Source organism: Streptomyces sp. NBC_01635 (assembly GCF_045209715.1).
Lineage (GTDB): Bacteria > Actinomycetota > Actinomycetes > Streptomycetales > Streptomycetaceae > Streptomyces > Streptomyces hirsutus.
This window is the reverse complement of the sequence record NZ_CP109277.1, coordinates 4,363,547-4,385,717: the sequence shown is the minus strand read 5'-3', so window position 1 is coordinate 4,385,717 and position 22,171 is coordinate 4,363,547. Positions and strand designations below refer to the sequence as shown.

The following is a 22,171-nucleotide window of genomic DNA, read 5'->3' as shown; positions in this document are numbered from 1 at the left end:
GCTGTGAGCTCCCGGTTTGCTTTTGGGGGTACAGGGTGCGTATGGTGGCAGATCGTTTGATCCTATTTGCCCGGCGCCACTGCAGAGCGCGCCGTGTGGCGCGTACTCTCCCCTTACCGTGGTGGACCGCATCGAGGCGGTCATATTGCGAATTGCGAATCACGGAGTTGACGGGCGCGTGCCGAAGAGACTCCGGAAGGTTTCGCATTCGTATGCCCATCGCCAGTACTGATCACGTCGTCGTGCCCGAGAACACCGAGGACACCGACATCACCACCGTCGTCACCCCTGACGTCGCCGCCGACATCGCCGACATCGCGGATGTCGCGGACGTCACCACCGACCTCGACGTCATCGACGACGGCGTCAGCGCGGACAGCACCCCCGAGCTCACCTTCGCCTCCCTCGGTCTTCCCGAGGGCGTCGTGCGCAAGCTCGCGCAGAACGGCGTGACCAGCCCCTTCCCGATCCAGGCGGCGACCATCCCGGACGCCCTGGCCGGCAAGGACATCCTCGGACGGGGCCGCACCGGCTCCGGCAAGACCCTCTCCTTCGGTCTGCCGACGCTGACCACGCTGTCCGGCGGCCGGACCGAGAAGCACAAGCCGCGCGCCGTCATCCTGACGCCGACGCGTGAACTCGCCATGCAGGTGGCCGACGCGCTCCAGCCGTACGGGGACGTCCTCGGGCTGAAGATGAAGGTCGTCTGCGGCGGCACCTCCATGGGCAACCAGATCTACGCCCTCGAGCGCGGTGTCGACGTCCTGGTCGCCACCCCCGGCCGACTGCGCGACATCATCAACCGCGGCGCGTGCTCCCTGGAGAACGTGCAGATCGCCGTCCTCGACGAGGCCGACCAGATGTCCGACCTGGGCTTCCTGCCCGAGGTCACCGAGCTGCTCGACCAGATCCCGGCGGGCGGCCAGCGGATGCTGTTCTCCGCGACCATGGAGAACGAGATCAAGACCCTCGTCGACCGGTACCTGAAGGACCCGGTCCACCACGAGGTCGACGCCGCCCAGGGCGCCGTCACGACGATGTCGCACCACATCCTGGTCGTGAAGCCGAAGGACAAGGCGCCGGTCACCGCGGCCATCGCCTCCCGCAAGGGCCGCACCATCATCTTCGTCCGTACCCAGCTGGGCGCGGACCGGGTCGCCGACCAGCTGCGCGAGGCGGGCGCCAAGGCCGACGCGCTGCACGGCGGCATGACCCAGGGCGCGCGGACGCGGACGCTGGCCGACTTCAAGGACGGCTACGTCAACGTCCTGGTCGCCACGGACGTCGCCGCGCGCGGTATCCACGTCGACGGCATCGACCTGGTGCTGAACGTGGACCCGGCCGGCGACCACAAGGACTACCTGCACCGGGCGGGCCGTACGGCGCGGGCCGGCCGCACCGGCACCGTCGTGTCGCTGTCCCTGCCGCACCAGCGGCGCCAGATCTTCCGGCTGATGGAGGACGCGGGCGTGGACGCCACGCGTCACATCATCCAGGGCGGCGCGGCCTTCGACCCGGAGCTCGCCGAGATCACCGGCGCCCGGTCGATGACCGAGGTCCAGGCCGAGTCGGCGGGCAAGTCGGCCCAGCAGGCCGAGCGCGAGGTCACCCAGCTCACCAAGGAACTGGAGCGGGCGCAGCGCCGGGCCTCCGAACTGCGCGAGGAGGCGGACCGGCTGGTCGCCAGGGCCGCCCGCGAGCGGGGCGAGGACCCGGAGACGGCGGTGGCCGAGGCGGCCACCGAGGCGTCGGCCCAGGCCGAGATCTCGCTGCCGGAGCAGCAGACCGCGCGCGACACCGAGCGCTCCGACCGCCGGGACGGCTTCCGCCGCGACGACCGCGGCGACCGCCGTGACGGCGACCGTGGGGGCCGTTCGTTCGAGCGTCGTGACGACCGCGGTGGCTTCAACCGCGACCGTGACCGTGACCGCGGTGGTGACCGTGGCGGCTTCCGTCGTGACGACCGGGGTGACCGCGGTGGCGACCGTGGGGGCCGTTCGTTCGAGCGTCGTGACGACCGCGGTGGCTTCAACCGCGACCGTGACCGTGACCGCGGTGGTGACCGTGGCGGCTTCCGTCGTGACGACCGGGGTGACCGCGGTGGCGACCGTGGCGGCCGTCCGTTCGAGCGTCGTGACGACCGCCGTGACGGCGACCGTGGCGGCCGTCCGTTCGAGCGTCGTGACGACCGCGGTGGCTTCAACCGCGACCGTGACCGCGGCGACCGTCCCGGCTTCCGCCGCGACGACCGCGGTGAGCGCGGCGAGCGCCCCGGCCACCGTGGCAGCAGCGACCGTCCGGTCAACCGCGACCGCCAGGGCGAGCGCCCCGGCTTCCGCTCCGGCGCCTCCCACGACCGCCCGTACGGCCGTCGTGACGAGCACCGCGGCGGCGGCTCCTTCGGCCGCCGCGAGGACAAGCCGCGCTGGAAGCGCAACGGCTGATTCCGGCACACCGGACTGACGTGGCAGGGCCCGTACGACACCCGTCGTGCGGGCCCTGCCGCATGCGGAGGGGACACGTCCGGGACCCGTCGCGCCGATACCCGATCAACGACGCGCCCACGTCCCGCTATGCTCGTGGAGGCAACATCGCCTGGGGCCCTTAGCTCAATTGGCAGAGCAGTGGACTTTTAATCCATTGGTTGTGGGTTCGAGTCCCACAGGGCCTACCGGACCCCTCGGGGTCGTGACCCCCGCTGACCTGGTCAGACGGGGGTTTCGTCTTTTCCGGGGCCTGGCCGTCGGCTGAATCCGTAGCCGGGGTGGTCACCGAGTGGTCACGCTGGCCCGCTGCTGGCCCGACCGGCGCCGTCTTCCTGGCGCGCGGCACGAGAGCTGAGGCGCGGTCCGCGGCATCCCGCCCAACTCCGCCGAGCAGATGCGAATACGTGTCCGACGTGATCGAGATGGAGCTGTGACCGAGCCGCTTCGACACGATCGCCAGGTCGACGCCGGCGGCGAGCATGAGCGACGCCTGACCGTGGCGCAGGTCATGCAGCCGCACCCGGCGCAGTCGCCGACGCTGTTCGTCGGGAAGGTGGGCGTCGTCCTCGAACCGGGCCGCGTCGACGAGGGCACCGAACAGCTTAGTGACGTCGTCGGGGCGCAACGGGTTGCCGTCCTCGCGGGCGAACACGAGACCGTGATCGGCGTACGCCTCGCCCCACTGCTGCCGCTCGGCCTGCTGCCGTAGCTGGTGTGCGAGCAGGGCGCCGACCGTGACCTCGTCGAGGTCAATCACGCGATCCTCGCCGGACGCGGTCTTGGGCTTGCCGAACGAGACACCGAGGTGTCCGGCTTCGCAGTAGGGGCACGGTGCCGCGGTCTGCTTGTTCTTCTTCCGCCCGGACTCCTGTACAACTTGCTGCCGCACCGTGATGATCCGGCGGGCGAGGTCGACATCATCCCAGCGCAGGCCCACGGCCTCGCCGCGGCGCATGCCGGTACCGGCGATCACCTCGAACATGGAGCCGAGCCGGTGCCCGCCGATGCTGTCGAGGAAGACGCCCAGCTCGGCCGGCTCCCACGGCTTGGCCTTGGGGCGCTGAGCCTTGGGCAACTCGATGTCCTTCGCGGCGTTGTAGGACACAAGTCGTTGCCTGACCGCGGTCGACAGGGCTGAACGGAGCGTCGCGTGAATCCGCCGAACGGTGGCGGCCTTGCGCTTGCCGTCGCTCACGGCACGTATGAGCGCGTCGACGTGCGGCGGGCGCAGGTCGCGCAGGCGCATGCGGCCGAGCTGGGGCACGAGGTAGTCGTCGATGTGGTGCCGGTACGCGCGGATCGTCGTGGGGCGCAGTCCGGCCCGCTCCTTCGACTCCAGCCACGTGGCGAGCCACTGCGCGACGGTCTGCCCGTCGTCGTGGGTGTAGCCGCCGGAGGTGACACGGGCGAGCAGCTCGGCGAGCGCGGTCTCAGCGTCGTCCGCGGTGCGGAACCCACCCTTACGGGCCTGCCGACGCTTGCCGTCCGGGCCGAAACCGACGTCGGCCACGTAGTACCAGGCGCCGTGATCCTTCCGGCAGTTCTTCCGCCGACCCTTGGCGTCGTACTGCGCCGGGCACTTGCACCGCTTGTAGACGCTGCCCTTCACCGCAGGTTCCCCCAGTTCGGCCGATAGTCGGCTGCGTCAATGTGACGTAGCTCGGTGGGCAGCTCGGGCAGTTCAAGGCCGAGGCCGCGCAGACGGGTGCGCTGCTCCCACAGTTTCGTTTCGGCCGAGGTTGCCCGCTGTTCCGCCTCTTCGCGGTCGGCTTCGCTGCGGGCCTGGGTGGCCGCCTGCTGGTCCTGGTGCCACTCGTCGAGATAGCGGTCGTGCCACCGGTACGAGGTGAGGCCGGCGCGGTCGGCGCTCCACTCGGCGAAGTCGTCTTGTTCGACCGCCCAACGGCGCGGTGCGTCTTCACCCTGGTCTACGGGGAGGGCGGCCTCCCCAGTGAACCAGCGAAGCGCATCCCAGGTCGGAACGGTGCGGCCGGGGAGCGGCTGCACCGCGTCGACACGGCCGACGGGAAACAGCAGCGCGACCGGTGGCACGCCGAGGCACTTAGCGAGGACCGCGAGTTCGTCGACGGTGATGTTCCGCCGGCGCTGCTTTGTGTCCTTGTCCTTGCGCCCCGTCTCGATGTTGACGATGGCGGCGTACGTGAGGTGGGGCGCCCCGTGTTGGGCGCAGGCGTCGGCGAGCGCCTCGCGGGTTAGGCCGCGGCGCTCCCGATGCCCTTTGACCTCGGCGGCGGCAACTTCGCTGGGAGTGTGCATATCTACAAAATATCGCGTCGGATTGCATAGTGCCACTCCGTACGCCTAGAGTCGGATCATGTTCACCTCGCACAGTGAACTTTGAATTTCGACAAGGAGGCTTGCCGTGGTGCGTAAACCGATGAGTACTGAGGAAATCCTCGCCCTGCCTGCTTCCGTAGACCTCGTCACCGCGGGCCGCGCCCTGAACATCGGGCGCACGCTGACCTACGACCTCGCTCGTCGCGGTGAACTGCCGGTTCCGACGCTCCGCCTCGGGAACGCACTCCGTGTCCGGCGCTCCGACATCCTCGCAGCCCTCGCCATCGAGGACTCGCAGGCTCGGACCGCTCTCGCCGCCGCATGAAACGGGCCGCCAGCAAAACGCCGGTCTCTCACCACCGGCCCCCGCTGACGGCCACAACGCCCCCGCAAACGACGAGGGCCCCGGCTCATTCGCTCGCCAGCGACCGGGACCCCTCGTCTCCATCTACCTGGAGGACGCCATGTCCATCATTGCAGACACCCCCGTCAACCTGTCGAACCCACTCGACGCGGACCGCGCCGCTGCTGCCCCGGTGATCACAGCTCAGCGCGCCGTGACATTCGTGACCGTGCCCGGCGCCGTCGAGGTGCCGTCGGGCGTGGCCCGGCTCGCCGAGCTGATGAAGTCGGAGGCGGACAAGTACCGCGCCGCGATGATGCGCCGCGACGTCAAGGCCGCTGCGGCCAGCCTCGCCACCGTCGGCATCCTGTACGAGGTCGCGTCCACCGAGATGGGCGCCGGCATGGACGTCATCGAGGCCGCCCTCGTCGACGCGCTCGGCGGCGCCCGGTGACCGACCGCCTGAAGGAAGTCGAGACCGGTCCCGCTACGGCGGGTCCGGCTTCGGCCATTCCCACCCAGCTCCGTAGCCGTCGGGCCGCCGGATACCGCACCGCGCCCCGCACCTGCGGATGCCCGCACGCCTTCCACAGCGACCCGCTCGACTGCGACGCCGCCCCGGCCGGACACTCCGACTACGGACTCACCCCGCGCGAGCTGTGGGCCGAGTACCGGCGTCTCCGCGCCGCCGGATGGACCCCGGGAGAGGTTCGGCGCCGCCTGTGCCTGCGGGGTGACGCCGCAGCGTGAACAGCACCACCACCGCCGAGGCGGGCCGTGTTGAGCAGGTTCTCGACCTGGCCCGCCTCGGGCTGCACGTATTCCCCCTCCGCCCCAACGACAAGCGGCCGGCCGTCGAGCAGTGGGAGCAGCGCGCCACCACCGACCCCGACCGCATCCGGCGCTGCTGGTCGCACGCCCCGTATGGTGTCGGCGTTGCCTGCGGCCCATCTGGTCTCGTCGTCGTCGACCTCGACACCGCCAAGGGCGACACCCCGCCCGCCTCCGGCGTCGAGTCCGGCGAGGACGCCCTCGCCCTGCTGTACGAACGCCACGGCGACCGCTACCCGTTCGGCACCACACCCGCCGTCCGCACCACGTCGGGCGGCACCCACCTTTACTACCGCGCCCCCGACGGGCACGAGGTGCGCAACAGCGCATCCAAGGTCGGTTGGAAGGTGGACGTACGCGCCGCCGGCGGATACGTCGTAGCCCCTCCCTCGACCTACCGCGGTAGCGCCTACGTGTGGTTGACGCCTCCCAGCGAGGCCAGTCCCATGCCGCTGCCTACGTGGCTCGCCGAGGCCGCCACGCGGCGGCCTACGCCCGCCCGTCCGGTCGCCATGCCCGCGGCCGTCAAGAACACCACCGGCTACGTCGCCGCTGCGCTCCACAACGAGGTCCAACGGGTTTTGGACGCGCACCCCGGCACCCGCAACGACGCCCTCGTACGCGCTTCGTTCAGCCTCGCCCAGCTCTCTGCCGGGGGGCAGCTCCCCGCCGCCCTGGCGGTCGAAGCCCTGTACGCCGCCGGACAGTCCGTAGGTCTCCCGTACCGCGAGGTCGAGGCCACCGTCACATCCGGCATGCGTGCCGGCGCCCAGCACCCCCGGAGCACGCCATGACCGCGCCGACGAACGCCCTCAAGCTCATCAGCCACCTGGAAAGCGTCGCCGAGGCCCGCGCCGAACAGGACACCGGCGACGACCCGGAACACCCCGGACTGTCGTCCGAAGAGCACTTCGAGCAGCGCGTTACCGGCATGCTCGGCGAACTGCTCGACACGGACGCCCTCGACAGCATCGAGCCCCTTGAACCGGTCGTCGTCGACATGCTGTTCCGCGACACCCTCGCCCGTATCTACGGCCCGTCCGGCACCTTCAAGTCGTTCATGACGCTCGACATCGCCGCGTGCGTCGCCACTGGCTCCACATGGCACGGCCAGGCCACCCGACCCGGACCCGTCGTGTACCTCGTCGCCGAGGGCCTGCGCGGCATCCGCAAGCGCGTCCGGGCGTGGGAGCAGCACCACGGCCGGAAGATGACCGGCGTCAAATTCCTGCCCCGCCCCGTACAGGCACGCGACCCCGAATGGCTCGTGCTCATCGAGGTGTGCCGTCGCCTTACCCCCGCCCTGGTCATCGTCGACACGCAGGCCCGCGTCACGGTCGGCGTCGAAGAGAACAGCAACAGCGAGATGGGCATCATCGTCGACCGCATGGAGCAGCTCCGCGCGGCATCCGGCGCCTGCCTCCTGCTTGTGCACCACACCGGCCACGACGAGGGCCGCAGCCGCGGCGCCACGGCCGTCAAGGGCGCCCTGCAAACCGAGTTGGGCGTCACCCGCAAGGACGCACCCGGCACCGGCCCCGTGGTCACGCTGAAGACCGGCAAGCAGAAGGACGACGCCGAACTCGACGACATGGAGTTCGGTATCCACTCGATTGCCCTCGACGGTGAGGCCAACGAGGACGGAAGCCCCGTCACGTCCGTCGTCCTCGTCCGCCTCAACACCGCCGGGCAGGCCCAGGCGCACACCGGTTACGCGGGCAAGGTCGAAGAGATTGCCGCCGCCCTCGACGCCGCAGGAGTGCCCGCAACCGCCGGACGCGACCGCCTCCGCAACGAGTGCAGCCGCCTCGGAATCCAGGCCGGAAACGCGGTCCTGAGTGACGTAGCCAAGCACCGCAAGAACCGGACGAACAGCCTGGATCACCTGTCCCCGCAGACCCTCGAAGACACCCCACAGACAGGACAGGGGGAATAGGGCAAACCCCCTGTCCCGATCGTCGGGACAGGGACAGTCGAAAGCCCAGGTCAACCCTGTCCCGGACAGCCGCAGGACAGTGGGGACAGGGCACCTACGGGCGACCTGTCCCCACTGTCCCCACCCCTTGGAGGGGGGACAGGTGGACAGACCGAAGCCCCTCTCCCGCACCCTCTGTCGCCGCGCCGCACGTCGTGCCTCGCATGCGCACCCGAACCACAGACACCGCGTCCGCGACCGGTCGCACCCCGGATCGCCTCGCGGGCGCACGTACATGTACGAGAGGACCAACCCCATGCACAGCAGCACCACCACCCCCGACGAACAGCAGCCGAGCGGCTATCCCGGCCGTGACCGGCTCGACGACGCGAACCGCGGGTTCCGCCGGGCCCTGGCCCGCCTCGCCCGCGAGGGGCGACGGCACGACCCCGAGTTGCTGCCCGTGGTGGAACGCATCGCCACCGAGGCCGCCGGCCACCTCGAACGGCTCGCCAAGGACGCGGCCGAGGCCGAGGCCGAGGGGAAGTCGGCTCGGCATCGCGCCGCACTGGCCCGCGAGCAGGAGAACCTGACCCGCACCCTGCGGAAGTTGTCCCGCTCGAACCCGGCCCTCGCGGCACGGCTTGCCCGAGGTGCCGCCGAGCAGGACGGGGCTGCCCGTGGTTAGCCACGTCGAGCAGGCCATAGCCGCCCACATCGCCGCCGTACGTGCCCGCCGGGAGCAGCAGGCCGCCGACCGCGCCGCACGGGTCGAGCAGCGCGCCTACGGCGTAGCCGCCCGCCACGCGGCCAAGCTGCGCCGCCTCGCCGAGCAGGACCATGCCGCACTCGAACAGCGCGGTGACGAAATCGAACAGTCGTCCCAAGGGGGTGCCGAATGAGTAGCCCCGCCCGTGACCACCGCGTGAGCACCCCCACCGTGACCAGCAACGACACCCCCACCGCCGGATACCAAATCCGTAGGAGTAGCCCCGGCGAGGCGCACCTCGACCTCATCCGCCCCGATGGAACGGTCGTTATCCCGCCCACCGTCGCAAGCGACGTACTGCGCGCCCTCATGCGCGACCTGACGGCCCGTGTGCGTGCCGACGGGGGCGAGGTGACCCCCGGCGTCCGTCGACTCCTGTACGCGCTTCATGCGGCCGCACAGCGCGCCGACAACGAACACGGTTCCGGTAACGGCACTACTCCTGTCGCGACTGTCACCGTGACCACGGGTACGGACGTGTCGGTCAGCGAGGCCGCCGCACTGCTCGGCTGCACCGCCGGGTACGTGCGGCGCCTCGCCCGACACGGCGCCTTCCAGGCCCGCCGCATTGGCACCCGCACCTGGGCAATCGACCGGGCCTCACTCGACACCTACCGCCACGGAGAACACGCAGCATGACCACCGACACCAACACCGACACCTCGCCCGAGGTTGCCCAGGCCGACGCCGAGGCACGCGAGGCTGGCGACCTGCTCGCCGCCCTCGAAGAGCGCGTACGCGACGGCGACGACAAGATCACCCCGCAGCAGCTCACCGAACAGCGCGAGTTGGGCCGCTTCGCCCGCCTCCGTGCCGAGGCCGCCCGACGCAAGGCCGAACGCGCCGCCGAGCGCGCCGCCGAGGAGCAGCGCCAGCAGCACCATCGCCAGGCCCTCGCCCTGCTTGCCGACCAAGGCGACCCCCAGCGCCTCACCGACGCCTACCGCGCCGCCCTCACCGCGATCGTGGAATTCCTCGCGGTATCCGATGGGTTCGACGACGCCGTGTCCGAGGCCGTCGCCCTGCTCAAGAAGGCGCAGGCCCCGCAGGCGAGGGGCGAGGAGTACGGGACGCCGAAGGTCCCGGCATGGGTGGACGACTACGGGCACCAGTTGGTGGCGTTCGGACGGGAGGACATGCGGGCCGCGAACGGCGCCGGCAACCGCCTCGCCGTCCTGCTCGAAGACGCCGACACGGCCCGCCGCAAGCAGAACCGCGCCGAGGGCCGCGACGCCGCCCGGGGGGTGCGCACCTCGCAGTCCGCGCCCGCGTTCATGAACGCGCCGATCACGGATCAGGCCCGCGGTGCCCGCCACGGGCTGCGCCCGCGCCTCGACCAGCTCGCCGCCGCCGAGGAGGGTGAGGCCGCGTGATCGGGGACCACGTACACGAGACCGTCGCCGCCGGCGACCCGGCACCACGCCGCACCGTGCCCGAGCAGACCGGGTGGGTGTCCCCCACTGCGCGCAGGTTCGCCGAGGTGCAGGCCCTCGCCGCCGCCGACCGCTACCGGGTGCCGGAGACGCGCGAGCAGTTGCTCGCGATGCACAGCGCCGATCAGGTGCGCACATTCGAGGAGCACCGCACCACGTACGACCGGCTCATACTCGGCGAGTGACCGCGGACATGACGAGAGCCCCGGAGCCCTTCCTTCAGGGAAGGTCCAGGGCCCTCACGTCCCCACCACCGGGTCAGGGCCCGCGCCGCACCAGTACGACATCCCTAACGCGCGTGAGGAGCTGTCATCCCGGCCAGCGGTGACACCCGATACCGTCGTCGCTGAACCAACCACAAGGGGGGAACACATGCGTGGCAAATGGGGATGGGCCGTACTGGGTGCCGTAGTTGTCGGCCAACTCATCGTAAACGCGCGGCCGCGCGACACCGCCGAGGCAGACGAGGATGTCCGCCGCAGGTTTGGCGACGACCCGGGCAGCTTCGGCACACACTTCAGCAGCGGGTCCGGCGGGTACCGGGCGTGCGGCCACCGAGCGTGTAGCAAGAAAGCAAAGGATTTCATCACGAGTCACGACTGCTGCGGCCGGTGCCGGATCGCGAACGACCGAGACTGCGCGGACAAAGCGATGCGCGACTACGACGGGCCGGGCAGCTTCTACCACGACTTCCACGACGGGTTCATGCAGCCGGGCGTGTGTACCGTCTGCGGTGAACCGCAGGAAGCGCACTGACTCGAAGCGATCCGGTTCCAGCAGATTGCATATCCGTTCCACGGGCCTGTCTTCGACAGGTTGTTTGAGAGCCACTGCAGCAAGTCAACTGAGAGCCATTCGTGGCCTTGTGAATAACGGCGGCCCAGTTCCCTCGGACGCGTGAGAGGCGGTCTTGCTGACGGACACAGCGCGTGGGTCTCATGCGTGACGTGCCAGTGGCCCCCAGACACCCCGGTAAAACGGTGGCTCTCTCGATTCTTGGCTGGCTGCGGCAGCGGTCCCTACTGCGGCAGTGTTTCGAGCCAGGCCGTGACGTCCATCACCTGCTGTAGGTCATTCGTGATGATTGCGGGATTCGCCTCGGCGAGGGCGCGGCGGAGATCGACAGCCTCCCGGATCGCGGCCAGGGCCTCCTCCCGCCGCTCCACCTCACCCAGCCGGATGGCCAGGTTGCTCAGGAACGTGGCGAGGGCGGGCAGGTGGGCAGCCGGGTTCGCCTTGGCGAGGGCGCGGCGGATGTTGACAGCCTCCTGGACCGCGGCCAGGGCCTCCTCCCGCCGCTCCACCTCACCCAGCCGGATGGCCAGGTTGCTCAGGAACGTGGCGAGGTCGGGCAGGTGGGCAGCCGGGTTCGCCTCGGCGAGGGCGCGGCGGATGTTGACAGCCTCCTGGACCGCGGCCAGGGCCTCCTCTCGCCGCTCCACCTCACCCAAATCGACGGACAGGTTGTTCAGGGACGTGGCGAGGTCGGGCAGGTGGGCAGCCGGGTTCGCCTCGGCGAGGGCGCGGCGGATGTTGACAGCCTCCTGGACCGCGGCCAGGGCCTCCTCTCGCCGCTCCACCTCACCCAAATCGACGGACAGGTTGTTCAGGGACGTGGCGAGGTCGGGCAGGTAGGCAGCCGGGTTCGCCTCGGCGAGGGCGCGGCGAATGTCGACAGCCCCCTGGATCGCGGTCAGACCCTCCTCCCGCCGCTCCACCTCACCCAGCCGGACGGACAGGTTGTTCAGGAACGTGGCGAGGGCGGGCAGGTAGGCATCCGGGTTCGCCTCGGCGAGGGCGCGGTAGTGGTCGACAGCCTCCTGGATCGCGGTCAGACCCTCCTCCCGCCGCCCCACGTCACCCAAATCGACGGACAGGTTGCTCAGGGACCCAGCGAGGTTGGGCAGGTAGGCATCCGGGTTCGCCTCGGCGAGGGCGCGGTAGTGGTCGACAGCCTCCTGGATCGCGGTCAGACCCTCCTCCCGCCGCCCCACCTCACCCAGCCGGACGGACAGGTTGTTCAGGGACCCGGCGAGGTCGGCCAGATGGGCAGCCGGGTTCGCCTTGGCGAGGGCGCGGCGGATGTTGACAGCCTCCTGGACCGCGGCCAGGGCCTCCTCTCGCCGCCCCACCTCACCCAGCGGGTTGGACAGGTTGTTCAGGGAGCTGGCGAGGGCGGGCAGGTAGGCATCCGGGTTCGCCTCGGCGAGGGCGCGGCGGATGTCGACAGCCTCCTGGATCGCGGTCAGACCCTCCTCCCGCCGCCCCACCTCACCCAGCCGGACGGACAGGTTGTTCAGGGACGTGGCGAGGGCGGCCAGATGGGCAACCGGGTTCGCCTCGGCGAGGGCGCGGTAGCGGTCGGTGAGCGTCTGGGCGAGGCGGACGGCTTCGTGGGCGAGGCGTCGGCTGGAGTCGGGGAACAGCGCGTTGAGGGTGGTGAGGTCGCGGAGGGCGGTGGCGGGGTCGGTGGTGATCGTGGCGAGGGCGGTGGTGAGGGGGGCGGGGCGGTGGGTTCGGGTGGCGGTGGTGATGATCTGGCGGGCCAGTTGGTGGTGACGGCGGACGCAGAGGCCGGTGAGGTGGACGTCGAGGCGGTCGTGGAAGACGGGATGGGCGGCGGCGCGGCTGTAGACGGTCAGGAGCTGCCCGGCCTGGGGATCGTCGGCGCCGTCGAGGAGTCGGTCGGCGAGGGCGGGGTCGGCGTCCAGGGTGCGGCCGATGTGGCGTTCGGCGAGGCGGTCGGGTTGGAGCGTGCCCCAGGGCAGCGGGGCGGCGGCGGGGTAGAGCGCGGTGAGCCAGGCCGTGACCGCATCGCGCCGGTCGCGGGGCTGGTCGGCCAGCGCGGGCAGACGCCGCCACAGCAGGTCCGCGTGCTCGCGGTCGGCTGCGCCGGTCAGGTGGGCGGCGGCCAGGGCGGTCTCCAGCGTGGCGGTGGACAGGCCCGGGGACAGGCCGCGGGTGGCGGCGCTGTGGCGCCAGTAGCGGCGCTCGTGCCCGAGCAGCCGGTCCTCCACCCCTTCCGCCTGCTCGCGCGCCGTGCCGCCCCCGGTGCGGTGCGGGCCGGGCCCGTCCGGGCGGGCGGCCGGCCCGGTGGTGTCGAGGAGGTCGGCGAGGGCGGTCATGTGGAGGGTGAGGGCGTTGCCGAAGGCGGCCCGGCCCAGGTGTACCGGCAGCGGCAGGCCGTTCGCGGTGCTCGCCCAGTCGTAGCCGCTCAAGCCCTCGATCCGGGGGAGAGCGGCGGCGAAGGCACGGGCTGCATCGCGGTAGGCGCCCGGGCGGGCGTCGGGGTCGTCCTCCAGGGGTGCCAGCAGGCGGGTGGGGGCGGCCTCGAGGTAGTCCTGGACGAGGCTGTTGGCGGTGAGGGCCTGGTGCCACCAGTCGCCGCCGGTGCGGGCCAGCAACAGGACCTTGAGCCGGGTGCTGCCGGAGTGGTCTGCCGCCTCGATCAGGGCGGCCAGCTGCTGAACGCGGGTCTCGGCGTAGTCGAGGACGACCAGCAGCGGCTTGGCGGCGTGCCGGACCTCCCCTAACTCGATCGTGGTGGCGTCGGCCCTCGGCCACAGCACGGCCCACCGCTCGGCGGCCAGCAGCGAGGCCAGCTGGTGGGCGAGGCGGGTCTTGCCCTGCCCTCCGGATCCGTGGAGCAGCCACGCCCCGAACCCGTCCCGGGCGCACCACGCCGTCATCTCGTCCAGCAGTTGCCGGCGGCCGTGGAAGGGGACAGTCTGACGTGCGGCCTGCAGCAGCGCGGCGGGAGAGTGCAGCGTGCCGTCTCGGCGGTCCGGTGCGGTGGCGGGGTCGGCAAGCTGCTGCAGCTCCACCGCCTCCAGAACCGCCGGACGGGCACCATGCGCGGCCAGGGTGGCACGGAAGGCCGGATCGTGGTGCAGCACGTAGGCGGGCACGACGTTCAGCTGTCCGCTGCCGGAGTGGGCGCGGTCGGAGGCCACCACCCCCACCAGCAGGCGGTCGCAGTACACCGCCGCGCCCGACAGCCCGCCCCACGGTGAGGTGCCGGGCCCGGACCACTGCGGCGGGTGCTGCAGGAGGTCCATCACGTACTGGTTGTGGGTGATCCCGCTGCCCGGGTTCAGCGCGCCACACAGTTGGGCGGCCTCCATCGCGCGGCCTTTGCGCTGGGCGACATCGGGGACGCCCCAGGTCTCGCAGTCGGTGCCGGGCCGGTCGGTGACCATGCGGCCCCAGCGCACGGGGACGATAGGGGCGGTCCAATGCGGGTCGTCGTCGACGAGGACGAGCGCGGCGTCGTTCCGGCCCCTCGGGGCGCCGCACCACACCACCGCGGCGCCCAGGGTGTGATCGCCGCCGCCGGGGTGGAACACCTGCACCTGCCTGCCGGCCGGGGCCGCGGTCTCCTGTCCGGAGGCGACGACATGAGCGGAGGTCAGCACCAGCCGCCCACCGACCGCGTATCCCGACCCCGGACCACCCGGCCCGGTCACCCCGACCAGACGCGACCGCTCCACTCCCCGCCCCTTTCAGCCAGTCACGCATGCGAGCCCACCCGGCCGGAAACCGTCTGCTCCCGGCCCCGACGGGCAGCTCAGTCCGGGATGCGCCCCGAGGTGTCCCCCGGCCCGGCCGGCCGGTCAGAGTCGCCACTGACCAGCAGGTCGCCACCGTGCGTGCTGCGCGGGGTGAGCGTGAACGACACTCGATGGGTGCGCCCGCGGGAGATGCCGGCCGCGGTCTCCGCGCCGACCGCCCACAGCCGGAACCCGGCCTTGGCCTTCGCGTCCGCGCGCACCTCGACCTCGAACTCCATTTCCACCGGCCCCACCGCGAACACGACGTCCGGGTGGTCCCCGCCCAGCGCCGCCGCGGCGATCAGCTCGTCCCGTACCGCGGCCACCGCTTTCACCAGCGGAATATCCACAGAACACGCCTCCTCAGATGACTACCTGCCATCCCGACGCGAACACCGTAGAACCACCGCCCCGCCTCGCGCAGTCAAACCCCCCAACCGCCCCCGTCACCCCGGCTAAACGGCGCAACACCCGGCGCGCACCCCCCCACCTCCGCCACATCGAAAGTGGCTCTCGAGCTCACTGCCGAAGTGGCTTTTGATCAACCTGCCCAAAAAACGGGCCGTTTCAGCAGGTCACATGCGGGGTGCTCACGGCAGGATCACGCGCGAGGGGCGTCGTCGGCGTCGGCGCCCCTATGTGTCCGCGGGCTCCCCGGGGAGCGCGATCACGAACACGCCCTTCCCCTGGACGCCCTGAACGAGGCCCTCGTCGGCGAGGACTTCCAGCGCGCTTTTGATGGTCCGACGCGACACCAGGCCCCCGGTTTCAGCCTCCAACTCCGACTGCGAGGGCAGGCGACGGCCGACCGGGATCTCCCCGTGCCGGATGCGGTCGCGCAGCACGTTCGCCAGCTGCACATACATCGGCGTCATGGCGTCCCGGTCAAGCTCGATCATGCTGTGACCGTAAGAGCACAGCCTCACCTGCCATAGATCGAGCTAATCCGTCTGAGGACGTACCAAGACGTACTAAGTTGCCGTACAGTCCCACACAGAAGGCCCCCGCGACCGCGGGAACGGTCCGGGGGCACGGCCGACTGGTGAAGGAGTCGACGTGTCCGAGAGTACGCAGACCGAGCCCACGCAGGGCACCCCCACGGCCTACGGATGGTGCGCCTGGCACCGCCAGCATGCGGGCGGGGTGCGGCTGATCGAGGTCATCGAGCAGGGGTCCGGGTCGGGCGGGGCGCTGTACGCCTGCGGCCCATGCCGTGAGACGCATGGCCTGGTGCCGTTCGCGGACCGGCCGTGAATCCGGTGAGCCGCCGCCCGCCGGCCCCCGCAGCAGTGACCGGCACCTACCGGACCGGGCCGGCCGGCCTGGCATACCGGGCGCTGCTGGAGCACACGCAGATGTGTGAGCAGTGCGTGGACGACGTCCGCGGGTGCGCGACCGGGCGGGCGCTGGTGCGGACCCTGCGGGAAGCCGCGCGCGGCCGGTAAGACTCCGGTCCGGCCGCTGAAGCTTTCCCCCGGGCGCGGCGGCCGGACCGGGCAACACGACAGCCCCCGAGGCGGGTCCTCGGGGGCTGTCGTCGTGTTCAGGACGCTACGGCTGGAGCGCTCGGCGCGGTGGCGTCATACCGCCCTCGTCACCCCCGGTATGACCGGTGTTCGTCGGCGTATGACCTGCATACGGCACGCCGTCCGACGGACCCTCGCCGGGCGTGCCAGAGGGCTGCTGACCTGCGTCATACCGGCGTACCATCACATGCGTGATGTCCGGCGCCACCCCGTCCGGAATCCGGCCCGACTCCCATGCGCCGCGGTAGCCGTCCGCCACGATGCCCACCGCGTGCCGGACCGCGTCCGACAGCGTCATGCCGGCCCGCAGCATCACCGCCAGGTCGTCATACAGGCGCGCGTCGACCTTCACCGACAGGGCCTTGCCCGGCTTCGGAGGCGTACTCACCGGGTGCCACCGCCGTAGCGTGCCGGGTCGCAGATCACACACACGTGCTCGGCACCACCGCCGTGGCAGTTGTCGACGCACCGCCGACACCACGGCGTGTCCGCGTGGCGGGCGTGACCGTTGAACATCGTGTCGTCGGCGTCGAACGGCCGGAGGCACCGCCGGCACCGGCCGTTGTCCCGCCGCTCCGCGTCGGCCTGCTCGGCGGCCAGCTTCGACCGGAGGTAGTCGACGTTCCAGCCGATATCCGCGGGGTCCTCGGCGAGGGCGGCAACGGCGACGGTACGGGCCTCGGCGGCGCGGTCGAGGATGCGCCGACTGTAGTCGGGGGTGTCGTAGGGAAGGGTGAGCGCGTCGAGGACGACGGCGAGCAAGTCGCGCACGGCGTCCGGGGTACGGTCCTGCATGGGTCTGGGCTCCTTGTACCGAAGGGGTTCCGGATCAAGGCCCCGTCCGGCGTTGCAGTCGCCGAGGCGGGGCCGTCGTTGTGTCGGCGGCGCGGTGGTCACGTGGTCACGGGAGTGGTCACGGACGCGCTGTAGAGGGCCGACACGGGCCGGTACCGGGCGGTGGAGCCCTAGCCTGCTGACCTGCGAGGGAAGCAAGGAATGTCACCGGGCATCGCCCGGCGGCACGTCTGAACCTGAACTTTTAATCCATTGGTTGTGGGTTCGAGTCCCACAGGGCCTACCGGTGGCGGGGGAGGGAAATGCCCTCTGACCTGCCTTGCAGCGCCTGAGTCGACTTCGGTCGGGCCGGGCGCTGCTTCGTTTCCGGGCCTCTGCGTGAGCGGATGTGACGGCGGGCGCCGTTCGCGAGCGGTTCCGGGAACTCCGGCGGCCGGCGTGGCATGCTCGATGCCGTCGGCTCGCTTCCGGTGTGGTGGTCCGCCGTGCGGGAAGCCCGTATCGGAAGGCTCCGACGCTGAACGGCTCGCTGGCGGAAGTGCTCCCCGTCGCACTCCTCGTGGTGGTCCTGGCCTGCGCGGTCGTACGCCCCTGGGGGTGGCCGGAGGCGGTGGTCGCCGTCCCGGCCGCCGCACTGGTGATCGCCACCGGGGCGGTGTCGCTGGACGCCGCGCGGGAGGAGGCGGAGCGGCTGGGCCCGGTGGTCGGGTTCTTGGCGGCGGTGCTGGTGCTGGGCCGACTCTGCGCCGACGAGGGCTTGTTCCACGCCTGCGGGGCCTGGATGGCGCGCGGCGGTGCGGGTCGGCCGCGCCGGCTGCTGGCGCAGGTGTTCGTGATCGCGTCGTCGATCACGGCGGTGCTGAGCCTGGACGCCACGGTGGTGCTGCTGACCCCGGTGGTGTTCGCCACCGCCGCCCGGCTCGGTGCCCGTCCCAAACCGCACGTGTACGCCTGCACCCATCTGGCGAACACCGCCTCGCTGCTGCTGCCGGTGTCGAACCTGACGAACCTGCTGGCGTTCGCGGCCAGCGGGCTGAGCTTCAGTCGGTTCGCCGCCCTGATGCTGCTGCCCTGGCTGGTCGCGATCGGTGTCGAATACGTTGTCCTCCGCCGCTTCTTCGCCACCGACCTGGACGCCGGGGCACAGGCCCCGCCCGCCGCCGAGCCGCCCGAGCTGCCGCTGTTCGCCCTGGTCACCGTGGCCTGCACGTTGCCCGGGTTCGTCGTGACCTCGGCGTTCGGGATCAACCCGGCCTGGGCGGCCGCGGCCGGTGCCCTGGTGCTGGCCGGCCGTGCGCTGGCCCGACGCCGCACCAGTCCCGCCGGGATCGTGCGCGCCGCGGCGGTACCCTTCCTCGCCTTCGTCCTGGCCCTGGGGATCGTGGTGAGGGCGGTCGTCGACAACGGGCTCGACAGGGCTTTGGGCCACCTGATCCCGGGCGGTGCCTCGCTGCCCGCGCTGCTGGGCCTCGCGGCCCTGGCCGCCGTTCTGGCGAGCGTGATCAACAACCTTCCGGCGGTGCTGGTGCTGCTGCCGCTCACGGCTCCGTCCGGGCCGGGCGCGGTGCTGGCGGTGCTGCTCGGTGTCAACATCGGTCCCAACCTCACCTACGCCGGGTGCTTGGCGACGCTGCTGTGGCGGCGGATCGTGCGCGAGCACGACACGGACGTGCAACTCGGGGAGTTCACCCGGCTCGGCCTGTACACGGTGCCCGCGGCCCTGGCCGGCTCCGTGGTGGCACTGTGGGGCGCACTGCACCTGATCGGAACCTGAACCGAGCCGGAGCGAAGGTCGGAGGTCGACCCGTATGGCTGTCGTGGTCTGGATCGTCGAGGGCACCTGGACCGCGTGCGTGGACGCCGCCCGCGCCCATGTCCCCGACGGATCGGAGATCGTGCTGTTGCACGTGTCCGGGCACGAGGAACCGGGAGTCGCGCACGGCGCCTTCGCCGGGCTGCTCGGGCGGGGCAGCCCCACGCAGGACCCCGGGTCCCTGATCGAGCGCCTGGCTGCCGAATCCGCTCACCGGCTGCTGGAGGAGGCCGCCGAGCGGCTCGGCCGGCCCTGCACCCGGGTGGAACGCTCGGGCCGGATCGAACGCGAGGTCGTCGCCGCGGCCGAGGACGCCGACCTGCTCGTTCTGGCCCGGGACGGTGACCGCAGCCGTCTCGGGCCCAGGAGCCTGGGCCCGCACAGCCGGTTCGTCGTCGACCACGCCCCCTGCCCGCTGCTGCTCGTCTGGCCCGAGGCCGCCCCCGATCTCTCCGGCATCCCGGCACCGCCCCCGCACCACCCGTAGCGCGGCGGCCGAGCCGACGCGGGTCCGTTCAGGGGAGGGCCGGTGTCCTGTCGGGCCCGGTCCGCAGGAGTCGTTGGCGGTGGGAGCCTCCCGGGACGCGGTGCAAGGCGTACGAGCCGGGCTTGCGCGCCTCGTCGGACAGGTGCTTGACGATTCCCCTGCACACGAACTCCTTGAGCTTCGCGCCGGGGCGGCCGTCGACGTGGAACCACACCGCGACGTCGTACCGGTGGGCGAACTGGAAGACGCCGCTGCGTCGGCCCAGGCTGATGCACTGGCCGGCGAACGTCTGGTTGAGGGGTGACGGCTGTTCACCCGCGATACGGCTCAGCACCGTGTCGGCGGCGCGGGCGCCCAGCGGCATCGCGGCCTGGCAGCTCATCCGCAGCGGCAGGTTCGACGGTGCCGCCGAGTCCCCGGCCGCCACGATGCGCGCGTCGTCCACGCTCGTCAGCGTCTCGTCGGTGAGCATGCGGCCCACGGCGTCGGTGCTCAGCCCGCTGCGGGCGGCCAGGTCCGGCACGGCGAATCCGGCGGTCCAGACGGTCACCTCGCTCGCCGACTCCCGGCCGTCACCGAGCCGTACGGAGTCGCGGGTCACCGCTGTCACCCTGGCGTCGGGGCCTTCGAGCAGGGTCACCCCGAGCGCGGTCAGCCGCCTCCTCACCGAGCGCCGGCCCCGAGGGTGCAGGTACGGGCCGAGCGGTTCACCGCACACCAGGGTCACGGTGCGGCCGGCCTCCGCCAGTTCGGCGGCGGTCTCGATGCCGGTCGGACCGGCTCCGACCACGGTCACCGCGGCTGTCGCGGGAGCGGCGTCGATGACCGGCCGCAGTCGCTCCGCCGCTTCCAGAGTGGCGATCGGGTACGCGAATTCGGTCGCTCCGGGCACGCCCGGGTCGGCGCCGCCGCTCCCCACCGCGTAGATCAGGTAGTCGTAACCGATCGTGCCGCCGACCGCCAACGCCACGCTGCGCCCGGCCGCGTCGATGTGTGTCACGCTGTCGACCACCAGCCGGACGCCTTCGGCCAGGACGCGCCGGTAGTCCAGGACCGCGTCGTGGGATCCGCCCACCAGTTGGTGCAGGCGGATCCGCTCGACGAAGTCCGGGCGCGGGTTGATCAGGGTCACTGTCACGTCGTCGCGCCGCGTCAGGCGGTTGGCCGCCATGACGCCGGCGTATCCGCCGCCGATCACGACCACATCGGTGTTCCCGGTCATGGTGTCTCCGTTGTCTCAAGGGGTCGACCCTCTTCAGTGGGTCGATCTCGAGACACCGCCCGGTCGGTCGCTGTGACAGTGAACCGACGGAGCCACGGAGCCAGGGAGCCACGGAGCCACGGAGGGGCGGCTGATGGCCCGTGCGGTTCAGCGGCGGGCGATGGACTCCTCGATGAGGCGCACGGTGGCGCGGGGGTCGTCGACTTCGAGGATGAGCCGGTCGTAGTGCTCGGCGTCGGCGAGCTGGATGACGATCGCCTTCTCCGGGTTCTTCACGCCCCAGAACAGGCGTTCACCGCCGCGGCGGAAGCGGCCGGCGGTGATCAGTCCGGGAAAGTACGTACCGCCGACCCGGACACCCTTGGGTTCCCGGGCGATGCCGGGGTCGTGCGTGGCGCCGCGCACGTGGGCGAGGGGGACCTCCAGGCGGCTGCTCAGCGTCCAGAGCTTGTCGAGGCCCTGGAACTCGGCGGTCAGCAGGCCTCGTTCACGGTCGATGGAGATCAGGGCCATGTCAGTGCTCCTTGGAGGGGGTCGGCCGGGCTCGCAGCCGCAGGCGGGTGCCGAGGACGGTGGAGGCGAGCTGAGGGGCGTCGTCGCCGTGGGAGGGGCGCAGGGCGTCCTCCAGTGCCGTGATCCCTTCCGTGACCAGCGCGGCGACGTCCGGGTCGTGGGGTGCGCGTTCGGCGGCGGAGAGGAGCAGGAGCCCGGCCGCCGGGCCGTTGTCGTACGACGCGATGGCCGTGGTCAGGGCCTGCTCGGGGTCGGTGAGCGTGGCGATGGCCGCGGTGGTCGGGTGGATCTCGTGGTCGAGGTGCGTGCGGAGAGCGGTCAGATGCAGGCTCCGTTTGGAGCCGAAGACCTTGTACAGGCTGCCCCGGTGGATGCCGGTGGCGGTGACCAGGTCGTCGACCGAAGTGCCCTCGTAGCCGTGGGTGGCGAAGAGGACGGCTGCGGTACGGACGGCCTGCTCGGTGTCGAAGGCGCGTGGTCGTCCCATGTCCATGACCGTACGGGATTAAAGAACGATCGGTCAAGAACGACCGTTCTTTAATGAGTGGGTGGACGGAAGAGGGCGGGCGGGTGGTGGATGAGGGGCCGGGTGGCCGGGGGCCTCCCCTCCCGGGTCACGTCGTGAGGCGGCGGTAGGCCGCGCGGGCGTGGGCCAGGCGGGCGGCGGTCGTGCCGGCGACGGTGGCCGTGAGCAGGCAGCCGAGCCAGAGCGTGTCCCTGGAGCCGGTCCAGGTGAGGGTGCCGGCGGGCGGTATGGCGAAGCCGTTGAGGAACAGCCAGCACAGGACCGTCGTGCCGGGGGCCGCGGTGAAGCGCGCGCACACACCGAGGACGGCGGCGAGCAGGGACAGGGCCGCCAGGGTGAGCCCGGGGCGGTCCGGGCCCACGACCGTGTTGAGCAGGACCACCACCGCCGGCGCGCCGCCGAAGGCACCGGCCCACACCAGTGGGGTGGCGACGGGCTGCGGCACCGGCCTCGGACCGGTGCCGAGGGCGACCCACTCGACCATGCTGACGTTCCCCTTCCGGCGCTCCCCGGTGCCGGCCCGGCGGGTGGGGCCGGCCGGTCGTCGGCGTGCCCGGCGCCCGGCGGGCGAGGAATGAATACCGAGCCGATTTTCGCACCACCGGGGTCATCGGACCGGGGGATCGACACCGATGGCCGGATTCCGGTGGCCGGGCGATGACGG

The 22,171-nt window shown here is 71.5% G+C and carries 26 protein-coding genes, 1 tRNA gene and 1 pseudogene; 16 read left to right on the top strand and 12 right to left on the bottom strand.

What is annotated here, in order from left to right; translation table 11 throughout:
• Positions 1-212: 212 nt before the first annotated feature.
• Both OHB56_RS20410 and OHB56_RS20405 read left to right on the top strand, forming a co-directional pair.
• Positions 213-2,444 (top strand): DEAD/DEAH box helicase, encoded by a 2,232-nt coding sequence (locus OHB56_RS20410; RefSeq protein ID WP_406354877.1) that lies wholly within the window; start codon positions 213-215, stop codon positions 2,442-2,444.
• A gap of 154 nt (positions 2,445-2,598) precedes the next feature.
• Positions 2,599-2,671 (top strand) — tRNA-Lys (locus OHB56_RS20405).
• Positions 2,672-2,937: 266 nt separating this feature from the next.
• Here the strand turns inward: OHB56_RS20405 and OHB56_RS20400 are convergent.
• Together OHB56_RS20400 and OHB56_RS20395 are read right to left on the bottom strand one after the other, a co-directional pair.
• A pseudogene (locus tag OHB56_RS20400) lies at positions 2,938-3,996 on the bottom strand (tyrosine-type recombinase/integrase); the annotation flags it as partial.
• 95 nt (positions 3,997-4,091) lie between these two features.
• Positions 4,092-4,763, bottom strand: a complete 672-nt coding sequence (locus tag OHB56_RS20395) for a helix-turn-helix domain-containing protein (RefSeq protein WP_406354875.1) — start codon at positions 4,761-4,763, stop codon at positions 4,092-4,094.
• A 121-nt stretch (positions 4,764-4,884) separates the two neighbouring features.
• Between OHB56_RS20395 and OHB56_RS20390 the strand changes: the two genes are divergently transcribed.
• The 10 genes from OHB56_RS20390 (at position 4,885) to OHB56_RS20345 (ending at position 10,260) form a co-directional block, all read left to right on the top strand.
• On the top strand, positions 4,885-5,109 hold the full coding sequence (locus OHB56_RS20390; protein ID WP_406354873.1) for a helix-turn-helix domain-containing protein: 225 nt from the start codon (positions 4,885-4,887) through the stop codon (positions 5,107-5,109).
• Positions 5,110-5,248: 139 nt separating this feature from the next.
• Positions 5,249-5,581 carry a hypothetical protein gene (locus OHB56_RS20385; protein ID WP_406354871.1) on the top strand — a complete coding sequence of 111 codons (333 nt, stop codon included), beginning with the start codon at positions 5,249-5,251 and terminating at the stop codon, positions 5,579-5,581.
• On the top strand, positions 5,578-5,877 hold the full coding sequence (locus OHB56_RS20380; protein WP_406354869.1) for a hypothetical protein: 300 nt from the start codon (positions 5,578-5,580) through the stop codon (positions 5,875-5,877). Before OHB56_RS20385 ends, OHB56_RS20380 begins: the two co-directional genes overlap by 4 nt.
• Positions 5,874-6,752: a bifunctional DNA primase/polymerase gene (locus OHB56_RS20375; RefSeq protein ID WP_406354867.1), complete on the top strand. Its 879-nt coding sequence runs from the start codon at positions 5,874-5,876 to the stop codon at positions 6,750-6,752. The genes OHB56_RS20380 and OHB56_RS20375 overlap by 4 nt, the downstream gene beginning before the upstream one ends.
• Entirely contained in the window at positions 6,749-7,894 is a 1,146-nt protein-coding gene (locus tag OHB56_RS20370) for an AAA family ATPase (RefSeq protein ID WP_406354866.1), read from the top strand. The genes OHB56_RS20375 and OHB56_RS20370 overlap by 4 nt, the downstream gene beginning before the upstream one ends.
• 295 nt (positions 7,895-8,189) lie before the next feature.
• Positions 8,190-8,561, top strand: coding sequence for a hypothetical protein (locus tag OHB56_RS20365; RefSeq protein WP_406354864.1), 372 nt, complete (start codon positions 8,190-8,192; stop codon positions 8,559-8,561).
• The gene (locus tag OHB56_RS20360) at positions 8,554-8,775 is read left to right on the top strand and encodes a hypothetical protein (protein ID WP_406354862.1); all 222 of its coding nucleotides are present in this window, start codon (positions 8,554-8,556) and stop codon (positions 8,773-8,775) included. Before OHB56_RS20365 ends, OHB56_RS20360 begins: the two co-directional genes overlap by 8 nt.
• The gene (locus OHB56_RS20355) at positions 8,772-9,281 is read left to right on the top strand and encodes a helix-turn-helix domain-containing protein (protein ID WP_406354860.1); all 510 of its coding nucleotides are present in this window, start codon (positions 8,772-8,774) and stop codon (positions 9,279-9,281) included. Before OHB56_RS20360 ends, OHB56_RS20355 begins: the two co-directional genes overlap by 4 nt.
• The gene (locus tag OHB56_RS20350; protein ID WP_406354858.1) at positions 9,278-10,015 is read left to right on the top strand and encodes a hypothetical protein; all 738 of its coding nucleotides are present in this window, start codon (positions 9,278-9,280) and stop codon (positions 10,013-10,015) included. The genes OHB56_RS20355 and OHB56_RS20350 overlap by 4 nt, the downstream gene beginning before the upstream one ends.
• Positions 10,012-10,260 (top strand): hypothetical protein, encoded by a 249-nt coding sequence (locus OHB56_RS20345; RefSeq protein ID WP_406354857.1) that lies wholly within the window; start codon positions 10,012-10,014, stop codon positions 10,258-10,260. The genes OHB56_RS20350 and OHB56_RS20345 overlap by 4 nt, the downstream gene beginning before the upstream one ends.
• Before the next feature lie 124 nt (positions 10,261-10,384).
• On the opposite strand, the gene OHB56_RS20340 is transcribed toward OHB56_RS20345, so the two are convergent.
• The 4 genes from OHB56_RS20340 to OHB56_RS20325 form a co-directional block, all read right to left on the bottom strand.
• Positions 10,385-10,906, bottom strand: a complete 522-nt coding sequence (locus OHB56_RS20340) for a hypothetical protein (RefSeq protein WP_406354855.1) — start codon at positions 10,904-10,906, stop codon at positions 10,385-10,387.
• A 188-nt stretch (positions 10,907-11,094) separates the two neighbouring features.
• Entirely contained in the window at positions 11,095-14,565 is a 3,471-nt protein-coding gene (locus tag OHB56_RS20335; protein ID WP_406354853.1) for a tetratricopeptide repeat protein, read from the bottom strand.
• 77 nt (positions 14,566-14,642) lie between these two features.
• Complete coding sequence (locus tag OHB56_RS20330) at positions 14,643-14,975, bottom strand: trypco2 family protein (RefSeq protein ID WP_406354852.1); 333 nt, start codon at positions 14,973-14,975, stop codon at positions 14,643-14,645.
• Between the two features lie 285 nt (positions 14,976-15,260).
• On the bottom strand, positions 15,261-15,524 hold the full coding sequence (locus OHB56_RS20325; protein WP_406354850.1) for a GntR family transcriptional regulator: 264 nt from the start codon (positions 15,522-15,524) through the stop codon (positions 15,261-15,263).
• Between the two features lie 157 nt (positions 15,525-15,681).
• Here OHB56_RS20325 and OHB56_RS20320 point away from each other — a divergent pair, with 157 nt between their 5' ends.
• Together OHB56_RS20320 and OHB56_RS20315 are read left to right on the top strand one after the other, a co-directional pair.
• Complete coding sequence (locus tag OHB56_RS20320; RefSeq protein ID WP_406354848.1) at positions 15,682-15,879, top strand: hypothetical protein; 198 nt, start codon at positions 15,682-15,684, stop codon at positions 15,877-15,879.
• The gene (locus tag OHB56_RS20315; protein WP_406354846.1) at positions 15,876-16,070 is read left to right on the top strand and encodes a hypothetical protein; all 195 of its coding nucleotides are present in this window, start codon (positions 15,876-15,878) and stop codon (positions 16,068-16,070) included. Before OHB56_RS20320 ends, OHB56_RS20315 begins: the two co-directional genes overlap by 4 nt.
• Positions 16,071-16,176: 106 nt before the next feature.
• Here OHB56_RS20315 and OHB56_RS20310 read toward each other — a convergent pair whose 3' ends face one another.
• Positions 16,177-16,539, bottom strand: a complete 363-nt coding sequence (locus tag OHB56_RS20310; protein WP_406354844.1) for a hypothetical protein — start codon at positions 16,537-16,539, stop codon at positions 16,177-16,179.
• Positions 16,536-16,946: a hypothetical protein gene (locus tag OHB56_RS20305; RefSeq protein WP_406354842.1), complete on the bottom strand. Its 411-nt coding sequence runs from the start codon at positions 16,944-16,946 to the stop codon at positions 16,536-16,538. Before OHB56_RS20305 ends, OHB56_RS20310 begins: the two co-directional genes overlap by 4 nt.
• A gap of 529 nt (positions 16,947-17,475) precedes the next feature.
• Here OHB56_RS20305 and OHB56_RS20300 point away from each other — a divergent pair.
• Together OHB56_RS20300 and OHB56_RS20295 are read left to right on the top strand one after the other, a co-directional pair.
• Entirely contained in the window at positions 17,476-18,720 is a 1,245-nt protein-coding gene (locus tag OHB56_RS20300; protein ID WP_406359163.1) for an SLC13 family permease, read from the top strand.
• A 34-nt stretch (positions 18,721-18,754) separates the two neighbouring features.
• Positions 18,755-19,246 (top strand): universal stress protein, encoded by a 492-nt coding sequence (locus tag OHB56_RS20295; protein WP_406354840.1) that lies wholly within the window; start codon positions 18,755-18,757, stop codon positions 19,244-19,246.
• Positions 19,247-19,274: 28 nt separating this feature from the next.
• Here OHB56_RS20295 and OHB56_RS20290 read toward each other — a convergent pair whose 3' ends face one another.
• From OHB56_RS20290 to OHB56_RS20275, 4 genes are all read right to left on the bottom strand, one after another.
• Positions 19,275-20,468 carry an NAD(P)/FAD-dependent oxidoreductase gene (locus OHB56_RS20290; protein ID WP_406354838.1) on the bottom strand — a complete coding sequence of 398 codons (1,194 nt, stop codon included), beginning with the start codon at positions 20,466-20,468 and terminating at the stop codon, positions 19,275-19,277.
• A 147-nt stretch (positions 20,469-20,615) separates the two neighbouring features.
• Positions 20,616-20,981 carry a hypothetical protein gene (locus OHB56_RS20285; protein WP_406354836.1) on the bottom strand — a complete coding sequence of 122 codons (366 nt, stop codon included), beginning with the start codon at positions 20,979-20,981 and terminating at the stop codon, positions 20,616-20,618.
• A 1-nt stretch (position 20,982) separates the two neighbouring features.
• Complete coding sequence (locus tag OHB56_RS20280; protein WP_326753555.1) at positions 20,983-21,468, bottom strand: TetR/AcrR family transcriptional regulator; 486 nt, start codon at positions 21,466-21,468, stop codon at positions 20,983-20,985.
• A gap of 127 nt (positions 21,469-21,595) precedes the next feature.
• Complete coding sequence (locus tag OHB56_RS20275) at positions 21,596-21,991, bottom strand: hypothetical protein (protein ID WP_406354834.1); 396 nt, start codon at positions 21,989-21,991, stop codon at positions 21,596-21,598.
• Positions 21,992-22,171 lie beyond the last annotated feature (180 nt).

What these genes read in the sequence shown, in the direction of transcription:
- OHB56_RS20365 (WP_406354864.1), top strand. Translation starts at nt 8,190, where the DNA reads ATGCACAGCAGCACCACCACCCCCGACGAACAGCAGCCGAGCGGCTAT.
- OHB56_RS20390 (WP_406354873.1), top strand. Translation starts at nt 4,885, where the DNA reads ATGAGTACTGAGGAAATCCTCGCCCTGCCTGCTTCCGTAGACCTCGTC.
- OHB56_RS20280 (WP_326753555.1), bottom strand. Translation starts at nt 21,468, where the DNA reads ATGGGACGACCACGCGCCTTCGACACCGAGCAGGCCGTCCGTACCGCA.
- OHB56_RS20295 (WP_406354840.1), top strand. Translation starts at nt 18,755, where the DNA reads ATGGCTGTCGTGGTCTGGATCGTCGAGGGCACCTGGACCGCGTGCGTG.
- OHB56_RS20285 (WP_406354836.1), bottom strand. Translation starts at nt 20,981, where the DNA reads ATGGCCCTGATCTCCATCGACCGTGAACGAGGCCTGCTGACCGCCGAG.
- OHB56_RS20305 (WP_406354842.1), bottom strand. Translation starts at nt 16,946, where the DNA reads ATGCAGGACCGTACCCCGGACGCCGTGCGCGACTTGCTCGCCGTCGTC.
- OHB56_RS20370 (WP_406354866.1), top strand. Translation starts at nt 6,749, where the DNA reads ATGACCGCGCCGACGAACGCCCTCAAGCTCATCAGCCACCTGGAAAGC.
- OHB56_RS20385 (WP_406354871.1), top strand. Translation starts at nt 5,249, where the DNA reads ATGTCCATCATTGCAGACACCCCCGTCAACCTGTCGAACCCACTCGAC.
- OHB56_RS20325 (WP_406354850.1), bottom strand. Translation starts at nt 15,524, where the DNA reads ATGATCGAGCTTGACCGGGACGCCATGACGCCGATGTATGTGCAGCTG.
- OHB56_RS20275 (WP_406354834.1), bottom strand. Translation starts at nt 21,991, where the DNA reads ATGGTCGAGTGGGTCGCCCTCGGCACCGGTCCGAGGCCGGTGCCGCAG.
- OHB56_RS20395 (WP_406354875.1), bottom strand. Translation starts at nt 4,763, where the DNA reads ATGCACACTCCCAGCGAAGTTGCCGCCGCCGAGGTCAAAGGGCATCGG.
- OHB56_RS20355 (WP_406354860.1), top strand. Translation starts at nt 8,772, where the DNA reads ATGAGTAGCCCCGCCCGTGACCACCGCGTGAGCACCCCCACCGTGACC.
- OHB56_RS20290 (WP_406354838.1), bottom strand. Translation starts at nt 20,468, where the DNA reads ATGACCGGGAACACCGATGTGGTCGTGATCGGCGGCGGATACGCCGGC.
- OHB56_RS20350 (WP_406354858.1), top strand. Translation starts at nt 9,278, where the DNA reads ATGACCACCGACACCAACACCGACACCTCGCCCGAGGTTGCCCAGGCC.
- OHB56_RS20410 (WP_406354877.1), top strand. Translation starts at nt 213, where the DNA reads ATGCCCATCGCCAGTACTGATCACGTCGTCGTGCCCGAGAACACCGAG.